The sequence below is a fragment of the Herbiconiux sp. VKM Ac-1786 genome, assembly GCF_015350805.1.
In the GTDB taxonomy this organism is placed as follows: Bacteria; Actinomycetota; Actinomycetes; order Actinomycetales; family Microbacteriaceae; genus Herbiconiux.
Genome location: NZ_JADKSG010000001.1, coordinates 1,109,830 through 1,122,857, shown reverse-complemented (window position 1 = coordinate 1,122,857; position 13,028 = coordinate 1,109,830). Strand labels below are relative to the sequence as shown.

Below are 13,028 nucleotides of genomic sequence, written 5' to 3'. Positions count from 1 at the left end.
TGTCAGTCGTCCGCCGGGTGGCGGGTCGACTGGCGGGGCACGAGCACGGGCTCGAACCGGGTGATCAGGGGCTTCTCGGGCACGGCGCCGAGGCGCTGCAGCAGCAGCCTCGCGGCGTGGGCGCCCATGTCGTGGCTCGGCTGCCGCACCGAGGTGAGGGGCACCACCGCGGCGGCCGCGAAGTCGATGTCGTCGTAGCCGACGATCGACACCTCGTCGGGCACCGCGATGCCGTGCCGCAGCAGGCCCTGCAGCACGCCGAGCGCCACGTGGTCGTTGCCCGCGAAGATGCCGTCGGGCCGGTCGGCTGCGGGCAGCGCCGCGATGCGGTCGCCGATCTCGCGGCCGATCCCGGGGTTCAGGGTCTGCGTCTCGATGAACGTGAACCGGGCGCCCGCCCGTTCGACGGCGGCGCGGGCGCCCTCGAGGCGCTCGCGCATCTGGTCGACCCGCATCGGTCCGCCGATGAAGGCGATGTGCCGGCAGCCCGACTGCAGCAGGTGCTCGGTCGCCATCGTGCCCCCCAGCACGTCGTCGAGTGAGATGGAGGGCAGCACGCCGTCGTGGTCGACGCGGTCGACGAGCACCACGGGCACGTCACGCCGGCGGAACCGCTCGAGCATCGCGAGCGAGCCGCTCACGGGGGCGATCAGCACGCCGTCCAGTCGCTGCCGTTCGAACAGGTCGAGGTAGCGGGACTCCCGCTTCTCGGAGTCGTAGCTGTTGCCGACGATGACCGAGTAGCCGGCCAGCTCGGCCTCCTCCTCGGCGCCGAGCACGACGTCGGAGAAGAAGGGGTTGGTGATGTTCAGCACGGCCATGCCGATGGCGTTGCTGCGCCCGGCCCGCAGCTGCCGGGCGGCCACGTTGGGCACGTAGCCGAGCGCGGTGATCGCGTCGGCCACCCGGTCGGCGGCGGTGCGCGACACCAGCTCGGGCCGGTTGAGCGCGTTCGACACGGTGCTCACCGAGACGCCGGCGTGAGCCGCGACGTCGCGGATGCCGATCTCCGTCACGAGAGGACCCCCGTCCATTCGGCTCTCGACGCTACACGGTCGCCCTGCTCAGCCATTCAGGCACGACTCAGTCATTCAGCCACGACCCGGCGGGTGGGGCCAGCGCCTCGAGCTCGTCCCACAGCTCGGCGGGGATCTCGAGCGTCGCGAGCTCGACCGCCTCGTCGAGCTGCCCGGGCGACACGACGCCGCAGATGGTCGAGTGGATGCGCGGGTCGCGCGTCGAGAACTGCAGCGCCGCGGCGATCAGCGGCACCCCGGCCCGCTCGCAGGCGGCGCCCATGGCGTCGACCGCCGCGAGCAGCTCGGCCGAGGCCGGACCGTAGTGGTACCGGTCGGAGCGGCGCGGGTGATGGGCGAGGATGCCGCCGCCGTAGACCGCGGCGTTCATCACGCCGAGCCCCGCGTCGTGCGCGGCCTGCAGCAGCCGGTCGGCCGTGCGGTCGACCAGCGTGAACCGGTTGTGGGTGATCAGGGCGTCGAACAGGCCGGTCTCGACGAAGCGCAGGAGCATCGAGGCGGGGCCGCCCGAGATGCCGATGCTGTCGACGAGGCCCTCGTCGCGCATCCGCCGCAGCGCCTCGACCGGGCCGCCGGAGGCCATCGCCGCGTCGAAGCCGATGTGCTCGGGATCGTGCAGGTGGAGCAGCGGCACGCGGGGGAGGCCGAGGCGTTCGAGGCTCTCGGCAAGGGAGGCGCGCATCCGCTCGCCGTCGAAGGAGCCCGTGACCGGGTCGCGGTCGAGCTTGGTCTGCACCACGAAGCCCTCGGGCAGCCCGCCGGCCTCGCGGACGGCCAGGCCCACCCGGCGCTCGCTCTCGCCGGCGCCGTACTCGTTCGAGGTGTCGAGGATCGTGAACGGGCCCTCGAAGGCGCGTCGGGCGGTCGCGACCGCGACCTCCTCGGGAACGGCGAGGCCGTGCACGGGGGAGCTGACGCCCCAGGCGGCGGTGCCGACGCAGAGGTTCGAGACCGTGAGGCCGGTGCGCCCGAGGACGGTGGTCGGGAGGCTCATTCGAACGAGTCCCCTCCCCGGAAGCGGTCGACCAGCACGGCGGCGAGCAGGATGATCGCGACGATCAGGTCGAGGTAGTCGGGGTCGAAGAACTGCACGTTCAGGATGTTCGTGATGCCGGCCACGACGAGGAGGCCGAGCAGCCCGCCCAGTGGGTTGCCCACGCCGCCGCGGGTGATCGAGTAGCCGCCGATCATCAGCGCCGCGTAGATCTGGAACTCCAGCCCGGTGCCGAGCACGTTCGACGCCGAACCGAGCTGGCCGACGTAGAGGATGCCGCCGATCGCGGCGCCCATGCCGCTGACCATGAGGGCGATCACGCGCACCTTGGTCACCGAGATGCCGGCGCGGGCGGCGGCCCGGTCGTCGCCGCCGACGGCCTGCACCTTGCGGCCGACGCGCGTCTTCGACACGACGCCGGCGGCGATCAGCGTGATGCCGATGCCGATCAGGAGCAGCGTCGGGAACCCGAGGATCGCGCCCTGCGTGACGTTGTAGAGCGGGTCGATCAGGGTGCTCGGCGGGGCGCTGACCACGATCACCTGGCAGAGGCCGCGGAGCAGGGTCAGCATGCCGAGAGTGACGGCGAGCGGTTCGGCGCCGAACTTCACGATCACGAGCGCGTTGGTGAGGCCGACGACGGCGCCCACGACGACGGTGATCAGGGCCACCAGCCAGGGGTCGAGCCCGGCGGCGACGAGCTGGTTGAAGATCACGGCGCCGAAGCCCACCATCGAGCCGATGGAGAGGTCGACGACGCCCGCCAGCAGGGCGAACGAGGCCATCACCCCCACGATCAGCGGGATGGCGACGCTCACCCCGACGATCTGCACGTTCGAGGGGGAGAGGAAGGAAGGGCCGACCCAGACGAGGCCGATCAGGAGGGTCACCACGAGGGTGGCCGAGATGCTGCCGACGGGGCCCTTGAAGCTGCCGAGGATGCGCCGGGCGCGGCTCTGCTGCGGGTCGTCGAAGAGCGTCGCCGGCCGGGCCGGTGCGGTGCTGGTCTGGGTCATCGCGCAGTCCTCTTCAGTCGGTAGCCGTCGATGCCGACGGCGATGATCAGGAGCGCTCCCTGGAAGACCAGCGCCCAGGCGGGCGGCAGGCCGAAGAAGGCGATCGAGGCGGGGATGGTGGCGAGGAAGCCGACGCTCAGCAGCAGCACGAGCAGGTTGCCCTTGCCGCCCGAGAGGCTGATGCCGGCCAGGATGACCGCGCCGATGACGATCAGCTGGAACCCCGCTCCGGCGCCGGCCGTGAAGCTCGGGGTGACCGCGCTGAACATGACGCCGGCCAGGCCCGCGACTGCTCCGGCTCCGATGAAGGTGGCGAGGCGCATCCGTCGCAGGTTGATGCCGCGCGCCTTGGCGGCCTGGGCGTTGCCGCCCACGGCGACCACGTGCCGGCCCCAGCGGGTGAAGTGCAGGGCGAGGCCCGCGACGACGATCACGATCACCATCGGCCAGAAGATGTTCGGCAGGCCGAGGAAGCGGCCGAGGCCGTAGAGGCGCAGGTCGGAGCCCGAGGGGATCTGCGCGGAGGTGAAGAAGATCAGCATCACCGCGAGGCCGCCGAAGCCGGTGGCGAGGGTGACGATGATCGGGTTGAGCTTGCCGAAGACGACGATCACGCCGTTCAGGCCGCCCCACGCGGCGCCGGCCAGGAGGCCGATCACGATCGCGACGGGGGTCGGCAGCCCGTTGTTCAGGGCGGTCACGGTGGCCCAGGCGCTGAACACCAGGGCGACCGGGAGGCTCAGGTCGAGCAGGCCGCCCGAGATGACGATGATGGCCTGCGCGACCGCCAGGATGCCGGAGATCGACATCGTGAAGGTGACGGCCAGCAGGGTCTGGCTCGACAGGAAGTCGGGCCGCACGATGGTGGTCGCGACGATCAGCAGCAGCCAGACGGCGGCGATGCTGAGGGCGTCGCGGTAGCCCGCCGGCCCCCGACGGTCCGGGCGGCGCCGGCCGCTCGGACCCTCGGGGGTGGCGGCCGGATCGGCCGCGGTGATGAGTGACGTGGTCATGGTCTTTCCCGTGTCGGTTCGATCCGGTGGTGATGCTGGTCGCTCGGCCTACGCCTTGCAGAACAGGTCGTACTCGGTGCTGCCCTTGGGGGCCTCGGCGAGCTGGCTGACGCGGTCCTCGATCGCGGGGATCGACGCGGCCTCCTCGGCGGTGACCGGGCAGGGCTGCACGCTCACGGCGGCGTCGTCGCCGGTGTCCTTGACCGCGGGCGCGTTGCCGGCCTCGATCTCGTCGGCGATCTCGAAGGCCGAGGCGGGGTAGCCCTCGAGGAAGTACATGACGCTGCCGACGAGGTTCGGGTCGACGTTGTCGCCCGTGATGAGCCCGCCGTCCTGGCCCCAGCCCATGATCGAGCCGTCGCGGCCGAGCTGCGTGGCGGCCTGGAGGGCGCCGACCACGGCCTGGTCGTTCAGGCCCACGACGAGGATGTTCTTCGCGTCGGGGTGCGCCGCGAACACGCCGGGGGCGTTCGCGAGCGAGGTGGTCAGGTTGCCGTCGGCCTCATAGGAGACGTAGTCGCCTTCGGGGATGTCGGGGCAGGTCTCCTTGACGGCGTCGCGGGCGTTGCCGGTGCGCCAGGTGTTGATCTGGCCGGCGGCGGTGCCCTCGGCCGAGATGACCAGGTCGACCTTGCAGTCCCACTTCTCCTTGGCGAGCTCGCCGAGGCTGGTGCCGCCCTCGGTGCCCGCGGCGGCGTTGTCGACGCCGACGAAGTACCAGCCGGGCTGGGCGATGTCGAAGGTGACGACCGGGATGCCCGCCGCCTCGTACTTCTTGGCGATGACCGGGTTCGCCGAGGGCTGCCCGTTGAACATCATCACGACGTCGACGCCCTTCTGGATGAAGATGTCGGCGTTCTTGGTGGCGGTGGCCTCGCTGTTGTCGTTGCTCAGCTCGACGAAGTCCCAGCCGCGCTGCTCGGCGAGGCCCTGGGCGACGTCGCCCTGGAGCTGCTGCCAGTCGGCGTCGGGCTGGCCACCGGTGGCGAAGCCGACGGTGAAGGTGCCGTCGTCGGCGGCACCGGTGGAGTCGCCTCCGGCGGTGCTGCCGACCGTGCTGCAGCCGGTGAGGGCGAGACCGGCGGCGAGGCCGATCAGGCCGAGGCGGGCGAGGCGCCCGCGGGTGGTGGAGTGCGTCATTGCAGTTGCTCCTCGGTGAAGGGGTGGGTTGGTGGTGCGGGTGGGTGGTGCTGTGGTGGTGGTCTGTGCGGCCGCGGTGGCCGGCGGTGGGCCGGCCGTGGTGGGGCCGGTGCCGGGTCAGGCGACGACGGTCGCCGAGTCCTCGGGGGTGGCGACGTCGGCCGGGATGGCGCCGGTGATCAGGCCGACGATGGTCGCGGGCGTGATGTCGGCGACGGTGCGGGTGGCGATGGTGCGGCCGAGCCGCATCACGGTGACCCGGTCGGCCACCTGGGCGAGCTGCTGCATGTTGTGGCTGACGAGGATGACGCTGACGCCGTGGTCGCGCAGCCTCCCGATCAGCTCGAGCACCTGCTGCGACTCCCGCACGCCGAGCGCGGCGGTCGGCTCGTCGAGGATGACGATCTGCCGCCCCCAGAGCAGCGCCCGGGCGATGGCGAGGCACTGGCGCTGGCCGCCCGACATGCCCTTCACCGAGACGTTGACCGACTGGATGCCGACGCCGAGCTCGGCCAGCACCTCCCGGGAGCGCTTGCGCATCCCCCCGTCGTTCACGACGTTGAGCAGGCGCAGGAACGGGTTCTTCGACAGCTCCTCGCGGCCGAGGTAGACGTTCTGCACGGCCGACATCGTGTCGACGAGCGCCAGGTCCTGGTAGACGGTCTCGATGCCGGCCTCGAGCGCGTCGGACGGGCGGCGGAAGCTCTGCTCGATCCCGCCGATCCGGATCGAGCCGGCGTCGGGCACGACCGCGCCCGACAGGATCTTCAGGAACGTGGACTTGCCGGCGCCGTTGTCGCCGACGAGGCCCATGACCTCGCCGCGCCGCAGCGTCATGGACGCGTCGGCCAGGGCCACGACGGCCCCGTAGCGCCGGGAGATGCTCGTCGCCTGCAGTGCCACGTCGGATGCGGCGGCTTGCGGGGCGGATGCGTTTTCAGCCATCGGGAACCTCGTCGTTGAGAACCTAAAACGTTCTAGATAAAACGTTCTAGGGAAGAATCGCACGCGGCTGCAACCCCGTCAAGGGATTTATTGAATCGTTTTTCAGCGAGCGCGGGAGAGGGTGGCGAGCACCCGCTCGAGCGGGCCCTGTCCGAGGGTCGCCGTCCACAGGCTCGCGCCGATCAGGCTGGCCGCCGTGAGCACGGCGAACGGCAGCCAGGTGTCGGCGAGTGCTCCGCCTGAACTCCGCCAGACGGCCAGCGCCACGACGTGGAGGGTGTACACGGTGAGGGGCATCGCGCCCACGGCCCGCAGCGGCCAGAGCACGGCTCCCGTCACCCGCCGCCAGCCGTCCGCCGGATCGGTCACGACGAGCAGCGCCGCGATCAGGGCCACGGCGGCACCGATCGCCCCGAGGTGCACGAGCAGCTCGAGGGGGAAGGGGCGCTCCCCTGCGTCCGCAGCGCCTCGGGTGGCCACGGTCGCGAGGGCGAGCACGGCCCCGGCGCCGAGCAGCAGCAGCTGGGTGCTCCGGCGGCGAAGGGTGAACCGCGAGATCGCGAGGCCGAGGGCGAGGAAGCCGAGCCAGAGCAGCAGCGGGTACTGCCCGATCGCCAGCCACTCGAACAGCTGGTTCAGCACCTGGTGCCGGGCGAGCTCGTCGCGGGCGGCGATCGGCAGCGCGGCCGCGAGGGCCGAGCCCGCGACCACGGCCACGGCGGCGCCGCCGAGCAGCAGCAGGGTGCGCACCCGCAGGAACGGCAGCGCGATCAGGAACAGCAGTCCCCAGGTGTCGAGCACCACCGCGACGCCGGATGCCATCGTCTGCAGCACGAGTCCGAGGGCGATCAGGGCGACGCCCCGCACCGCGATCTCGCGACGGATCTCGCGGTCGGAGAGCCCGCGCCGCTCGGCACTCGCCACGAACAGCCCGAGCGCGATCCCGCCGACCACCGCGAACAGGGTGCGCGGACGCTCGCCGCCGCCCGCCACCAGGAGGACGTCGAGCGCGCCGGTCGGAACCGTGGGTTGCGCGTGCGCGACGAACATCGTCAGCACGGCCAGGCCGCGGGCGATGTCGACGGCGGGGATGCGGTGGGCCGCCCGGGCCGGGAGGCGGCGGGCCGGCGCGGGGGCGGTCGAGGTCGTCACCCCTCCGATCCTCCGGGTGCGGGCCGACGGGCGCCGTCGCCCGGCCGGCGCCCGTCGTCGAGATGACGGGCGGTGTCGCCGAGATGACCTTCCGGGAGCGCCCTACTCGGCAGGAGCGACCGGCTCGGCAGTATCGGCCGGCTCAGCAGGTCGTGAGCGACGTCACCCCGGCCCCGAGCGAGACCGGTCCGCCGAGCAGGGTGACCTTCGTGTTGTCGAAGGAGCGGAAGCTCGCCTTCACGTCGGCGGGCACGCAGCCCTGCGGCACGACCAGCAGGGGAGCGCCCAGGGCGCCGGCGTAGGCGGAGCCGGCCAGCGCATCCGGGAAGTTCGCGCCCGTCGCCAGGAAGACGCGGTCGCTCGTGCCGTAGGCGTCGTCGTTCACCGCGAGGGCCGTCTCGTAGCGGTCGTCGCCGGCGAGCCGCTTCACGGCCACCCCCGGCAGGGCATCGAGCGACGAGGCGATGCCCGCGGAGACGGTGTTCGGGCCGCCGGCGATCGAGACCGTCGAGACCTTCAGGTCCTTCAGTGTGGCCGCGGTGGCGGAGTCGATCGAGGAGGCGCCGCCGTTCACGAGGATCACGGGCCGCCCGAGGGCGCCGCCCGCGCCGCTCGCGCTGAGGGCGTCGGGGAAGTTTAGGCCGGTGGCGACGTAGGCGCCTTTCGCGCCGGCAGGGAACGCCTCGGCCGCGATGTTCCGGGAGACCTCGAACCTGTCCGCCCCGTCGATACGATCCACGGACGCGACGGCCGCGACCTGCTTCTGCACGGTGGTCGAGACCGCGTTCGTGCCGCCGACGATGACGACCTTCGTGGCCTTCAGGCGCACGATCTCGGCGCGCACCTCGTCGGGCAGCGCATCCGGAGTCGTCAGGAGCAGGGGGCCGCCCGCCGCCACCGCCGCCGGGCCGGCCGAGAGGGCGTCGGCGTAGCCGGTGCCGGTGGCGAGGTAGACCGTCTTCGCGCCCTGGGGGTAGGCCTTCTGCGAGATCGCGACGGCGCCCTCGAAGCGGTCGTCGCCCTGGATGCGGTCGACGTCGATGTGCGGGAACCCGAACCAGTCGGAGTAGACGAACCAGAAGTTGAGGTTGCCGATGCTCGAGCACCGGTTGCCGTCGCTGCCCGTCACCTTGGCCGCGTCGTTGGGCTGGTAGGGCGTGTACGAGTAGAGCGCCGCGGTCGCCACGGTGCGCAGGGTGATCGTGGCCGCCCCGCAGCCGGAGTTCGGCGAGTAGTCGATCGACGTGGGGGTGCCCACCGGGAAGCGGGGGTCGGTGCGATAGTCCTTCAGCTGGCGGGCCGCGTTGTAGACCTGCAGGAAGAAGCCCTTGTAGGCCGGGTCGCAGCTCGCGGTGTCGGGGCAGCCGTAGCCCGTAGCCTGGTCGTAGGAGGCGTTGCTCGGGTCGTTGCTGAGCACGACCGACGACTCCTTCTGGATCAGCGCGAGCAGCGCCTTCTGGCTTACGCCGCAGGCCTTGCCCGAGGCCGCGATCATGGCCGAGGCCTTCGTGTAGCCGGCGGATACGGCGGCGCAGTCGTTGTTGGCGGGCTGCGCCGGCGAGGCCGAGAAGGAGCGGATGTCGATGCAGTTGGTGCTCGCGCACTGCGGGGTGTTCTTCACCAGGAAGTCCTGCACCTGGTCGGCCGTCATCGCGCCGCCGTCGTACATCTTCGCGTCGGAGATGATGTCGTCGTTGCGGAAGCTCGCGACGCTGCCTGCCGCCAGGTAGGCCTCGAACTCCGGGGAGGGTGCGGGCGGCGGGGTCTCGGCCACGACCGACGGGGAGGGGGACGGGGACGGCGGCGTCTCGGCGGCGGCGGCCGGAGCGGCGGCTGCCGTGAGGAGGGCGGCGACGAGCGACAGCGACCAGAGCATCCGGAATCTCATGGGGGCACGCTAGCCGTCATCGACAGCTGTCGGAAGAGACCCGGGGTGAACTCGCGGGGTCAGTACTCGTCGCCGAAGCCCGGCTTCGAGGCCTCGGGGTCGGGCTGGGCCCGGGCCGGCCGCAGCCGGGCCGTCTTCTCCTGCATCGAGGCGACGGCATCGGGATCGTCGAGATCGACGTCGCGATCCAGTGCCGGCGCCGCGAAGAGCTGGCTGGCCGGGCCGATCAGGAGGCGAACCGTGCCGCGCAGCCCCTCGTCGGAGAGGGCCGGCACGACGACCAGATCGGACTTGCCCACGTCTGCCAGGGCCTGGGCGTATTCGACGACGGCATCGCAGATGGCATCACTCAGCAGAATGAACCCACCCGCGTAGAAGAGCTTCTGCATCTCTCCATAATCTCCCCATCCGGCGAGTTCGCCAGGGGCGACTAGTGTCGATAGCGGGCCGAGAGGCTCCACCCCCACCGTTCTTCCCCGAAGGAGATCCATGTCCTCGCACTACGACGTCGTCGTCCTCGGAGCCGGCCCCGGCGGCTACGTCGCCGCGATCCGCGCCGCCCAGCTGGGCAAGTCGGTGGCCGTGATCGAGTCGCAGTACTGGGGCGGAGTCTGCCTCAACGTCGGCTGCATCCCCTCCAAGGCGCTCCTCCGCAACGCCGAGCTGGCGCACATCTTCCACCACCAGGCCGAGCAGTTCGGCATGTCGGGCCAGGTCGACTTCGACTTCGGCGTGGCCTTCGACCGCAGCCGTTCGGTGGCCGACGGCCGCGTCAAGGGCGTGCACTTCCTGATGAAGAAGAACGGCATCACCGAGATCGACGGCCGCGGCTCGTTCCAGGATGCGCACACTATCGAGGTCATCCTCGGCGCGGGCGGCACCGAGACGGTCACCTTCGATAACGCGATCATCGCGACCGGCAGCACCGTGCGCCTGCTCCCCGGCGTCGAGCTGAGCGACAACGTCGTGACCTACGAGACGCAGATCCTCACCCGCGAGCTCCCCGGCTCGATGGTGATCGTGGGTGCCGGCGCCATCGGCATGGAGTTCGCCTACGTGCTGAAGAACTACGGGGTCGACGTCACGATCGTCGAGTTCCTCGACCGGGCGCTGCCGAACGAGGACGCGGACGTCTCGAAGGAGATCGCCAAGCAGTACAAGAAGCTCGGCGTGAACATCCTGACCTCGACCAAGGTCGAGACGGTGGTCGACGACGGCACGCAGGTCACCGTCACCTACACGGCGAAGGACGGCTCCCAGGGCACGCTCGTCGCCGACAAGGTGCTGATGTCGATCGGCTTCGCGCCCCGCGTCGAGGGCTTCGGCCTCGAGACCACCGGCGTGCAGCTGACCGAGCGCGGCGCCATCGCGATCGACGACTTCATGCGCACGAACGTCGAGAACATCTACGCCATCGGCGACGTCACCGCGAAGCTGCAGCTCGCCCACGTGGCCGAGGCCCAGGGCGTCGTGGCGGCCGAGACCATCGCCGGCGCCGAGACCCAGTCGCTCGGCGACTACCGCATGATGCCCCGCGCCACCTTCTGCCAGCCGCAGGTCGCCTCGTTCGGCCTCACCGAGCAGCAGGCCCGCGACGAGGGCCACGAGCTGCTCGTGTCGAAGTTCCCGTTCACCGCGAACGGCAAGGCCCACGGCCTCGGTGAGCCCACCGGCTTCGTCAAGCTGATCGCGGATGCCCAGTACGGCGAACTGCTCGGAGCCCACCTCATCGGCCCCGATGTCTCCGAGCTGCTGCCCGAGCTGACGCTGGCGCAGAAGTGGGATCTCACGGCCACCGAGCTGGCCCGCAACGTGCACACGCACCCGACGCTGAGCGAGGCGCTGCAGGAGGGCTTCCACGGGCTCACCGGCCACATGATCAACATGTGACGCCCGGCGCCGTCGTCGGGCGTGGCAGGCTCGTGGGGTGAATCCGCCCCGCGAGCCGCCCGCTGAGCCGCCCGCCTGGCGCGGCTTCGAGCGCGGCGAGCGGGCCTACACGCGCATCGTCGTGGCTCTCTTCGCCGCCGGCTTCGCAACCTTCGCCCAGATCTTCGACGCCCAGGCGGTGCTGCCCGCGCTGGGCCGCGAACTGGGCGTGCCGGCGGCGGGTGCCGCGCTGACGGTCTCGGCGACCACCATCGGCCTGGCCGTCTCGGTGCTGCCCTGGGCCTCCGTCGCCGATCGCATCGGCCGCATCGCGGCGATGAAGATCTCGCTTGTCTCGGCCACGGTGCTCTCGCTGCTGGTGCCGCTGATGCCCGGCTTCGAGTCGGTGCTCGTGATGCGCGGGCTCGTCGGCCTCGCGCTCGGCGCCGTACCGGCGATCGCGGTGGCCTACCTCGCCGAGGAGCTGCACGGCTCCTGGGTCGGCGTGGCCGCCGGCACCTACGTGGCGGGCAACACGATCGGCGGCATCGCCGGCCGGCTGGTGGCCGGGCCGCTGTCGGAGGTCGTCGGCTGGCGATCCGGGCTGCTGGCCGTGTCGGTGCTCGGAGCGGTCGCCGCCGCGACGTTCTTCGTGCTGGTGCCGGCGGCGCGGGGGTTCGTGCGGGTGCGGTCGGCCTCGGTGCCGCTGCGGACGCGCATCCTGTTCCAGCTGACGGACCCGGTGATGCTGGCCCTCTACGCGGTGGGCTTCCTGCTGATGGGGGCGTTCTCGGTGGTCTACAACTACCTCGGCTTCCACCTGACCGGCGCGCCCTTCCTGGTGCCGGAGACCCTCGTCAGCCTGCTCTTCGTCGCCTACCTCTCGGGCACGCTCGCCAGCCGGGTCTCGGGCGGGCTCGGGCAGCGGATCGGCTACCTGCGGGTGATGCTCGGGGGCATCGCGATCATGGTGGCCGGGCTGGTGCTGCTGTTCAGCGACTCGCTCGCCGTCGTGATCGTGGGGCTCGTGGTGTTCACGGTGGGCTGCTTCAGCGCGCATCCGGTCGCGAGCGGGCTGAGCGGGCGCTGGGCCCAGCTGGGCCGCGGGCAGTCGACGGCGCTCTACCAGCTCGCCTGGCTGAGCGGCACGGCGTTCTTCGGCTGGGCCGTGGGCGTCGTGTACGACGGGGCGGGGTGGGTGGCGACGGTTCTCACGGTCATCGGGATGTGCGGGGCGGCTGCGCTCGCCGCGGGCGTCGGGATCGGGGTGCTGGGGCGGCGGAGGCCGGCGCCGCCGGCCTGAGTCGGGAGCCTCAGGCCCCCATCGTCCCCGTCGTGACCGGCGGCCCCGGCGCGTAGCGGAGGAGCACGACGCCCGAGGGCGACGCGGTCGGCGGCTCGAGCAGTGTGAGGCCGAGCGGCGGGCCGTCGTCGGGGAAGAGCCGCTTGCCCGGCCCGAGGGCGACGGGGTGCAGCCACAGGTTCAGCACGTCGAACAGACCGCCGCGCACGAGGGTGCGGGCGAGGCCCAGGCTGCCGATGACGTGCACGCTGCGGTGCCGGGCGCGCAGCCGGTCGAGCTCGGCGGGCAGGTCGGGGCCGAGCAGCTCGGAGCCGCGCCACGGCATGGCGGGACGGCCGTGCGAGACGACGTACTTCGGCACCTCGTCGAAGGTGCGGGCGATGGGGGAGCCGGAGGCGAGCTGCGCCGGCCAGTAGGACGCGAAGAGGTCGTAGGTCCAGCGGCCGAGCAGCAGCGCATCCAGCTCGTCGATGCCGGCCAGCACCTGGGCGCCGACGGTCTCGTCGACCAGGGGCGCCTGCCAGCCGCCGTGGGCGAAGCCGCCCGACGGGTCTTCGTCGGGGCCGCCCGGCGCCTGCATCACGCCGTCGAGGGTGCTGAACAGGTCGATCACGATGCGTCCGGTCATGGGTGTCCTCCGTCCGACTCCATTGGTGCGCATCCGGGCGTCG

The 13,028-nt window shown here is 71.7% G+C and carries 12 protein-coding genes; 2 read left to right on the top strand and 10 right to left on the bottom strand.

What is annotated here, in order from left to right:
* Nucleotides 1–2: 2 nt before the first annotated feature.
* The 9 genes from ITJ64_RS05710 to ITJ64_RS05670 form a co-directional block, all read right to left on the bottom strand.
* The gene (locus ITJ64_RS05710) at nt 3–1,034 is read right to left on the bottom strand and encodes a LacI family DNA-binding transcriptional regulator (protein WP_194679757.1); all 1,032 of its coding nucleotides are present in this window, start codon (nt 1,032–1,034) and stop codon (nt 3–5) included.
* A 49-nt stretch (nt 1,035–1,083) separates the two neighbouring features.
* Nucleotides 1,084–2,031 carry an aldo/keto reductase gene (locus ITJ64_RS05705; protein WP_194679756.1) on the bottom strand — a complete coding sequence of 316 codons (948 nt, stop codon included), beginning with the start codon at nt 2,029–2,031 and terminating at the stop codon, nt 1,084–1,086.
* Nucleotides 2,028–3,047, bottom strand: coding sequence for an ABC transporter permease (locus ITJ64_RS05700; protein WP_194679755.1), 1,020 nt, complete (start codon nt 3,045–3,047; stop codon nt 2,028–2,030). Before ITJ64_RS05700 ends, ITJ64_RS05705 begins: the two co-directional genes overlap by 4 nt.
* On the bottom strand, nt 3,044–4,060 hold the full coding sequence (locus ITJ64_RS05695) for an ABC transporter permease (protein WP_173181835.1): 1,017 nt from the start codon (nt 4,058–4,060) through the stop codon (nt 3,044–3,046). The genes ITJ64_RS05700 and ITJ64_RS05695 overlap by 4 nt, the downstream gene beginning before the upstream one ends.
* A 48-nt stretch (nt 4,061–4,108) precedes the next feature.
* A complete protein-coding gene (locus ITJ64_RS05690) occupies nt 4,109–5,200 on the bottom strand; it encodes a substrate-binding domain-containing protein (protein WP_194679754.1) in 1,092 nt (363 codons plus the stop codon).
* 117 nt (nt 5,201–5,317) lie between these two features.
* On the bottom strand, nt 5,318–6,145 hold the full coding sequence (locus ITJ64_RS05685) for an ATP-binding cassette domain-containing protein (RefSeq protein WP_194679753.1): 828 nt from the start codon (nt 6,143–6,145) through the stop codon (nt 5,318–5,320).
* A 102-nt stretch (nt 6,146–6,247) separates the two neighbouring features.
* Nucleotides 6,248–7,297, bottom strand: a complete 1,050-nt coding sequence (locus ITJ64_RS05680) for a heparan-alpha-glucosaminide N-acetyltransferase domain-containing protein (RefSeq protein ID WP_194679752.1) — start codon at nt 7,295–7,297, stop codon at nt 6,248–6,250.
* Between the two features lie 142 nt (nt 7,298–7,439).
* Nucleotides 7,440–9,185, bottom strand: a complete 1,746-nt coding sequence (locus tag ITJ64_RS05675) for a cell wall-binding repeat-containing protein (RefSeq protein WP_194679751.1) — start codon at nt 9,183–9,185, stop codon at nt 7,440–7,442.
* Between the two features lie 59 nt (nt 9,186–9,244).
* Nucleotides 9,245–9,574 (bottom strand): hypothetical protein, encoded by a 330-nt coding sequence (locus ITJ64_RS05670; RefSeq protein ID WP_173181830.1) that lies wholly within the window; start codon nt 9,572–9,574, stop codon nt 9,245–9,247.
* A gap of 100 nt (nt 9,575–9,674) precedes the next feature.
* On the opposite strand from ITJ64_RS05670, the gene lpdA reads away from it, so the two are divergent.
* Entirely contained in the window at nt 9,675–11,075 is a 1,401-nt protein-coding gene (gene lpdA / locus ITJ64_RS05665; protein ID WP_194679750.1) for a dihydrolipoyl dehydrogenase, read from the top strand.
* Nucleotides 11,076–11,112: 37 nt separating this feature from the next.
* On the top strand, nt 11,113–12,357 hold the full coding sequence (locus ITJ64_RS05660; RefSeq protein WP_194679749.1) for an MFS transporter: 1,245 nt from the start codon (nt 11,113–11,115) through the stop codon (nt 12,355–12,357).
* Nucleotides 12,358–12,367: 10 nt separating this feature from the next.
* Here ITJ64_RS05660 and ITJ64_RS05655 read toward each other — a convergent pair whose 3' ends face one another.
* Nucleotides 12,368–12,985 (bottom strand): dihydrofolate reductase family protein, encoded by a 618-nt coding sequence (locus ITJ64_RS05655; RefSeq protein WP_194679748.1) that lies wholly within the window; start codon nt 12,983–12,985, stop codon nt 12,368–12,370.
* Nucleotides 12,986–13,028 lie beyond the last annotated feature (43 nt).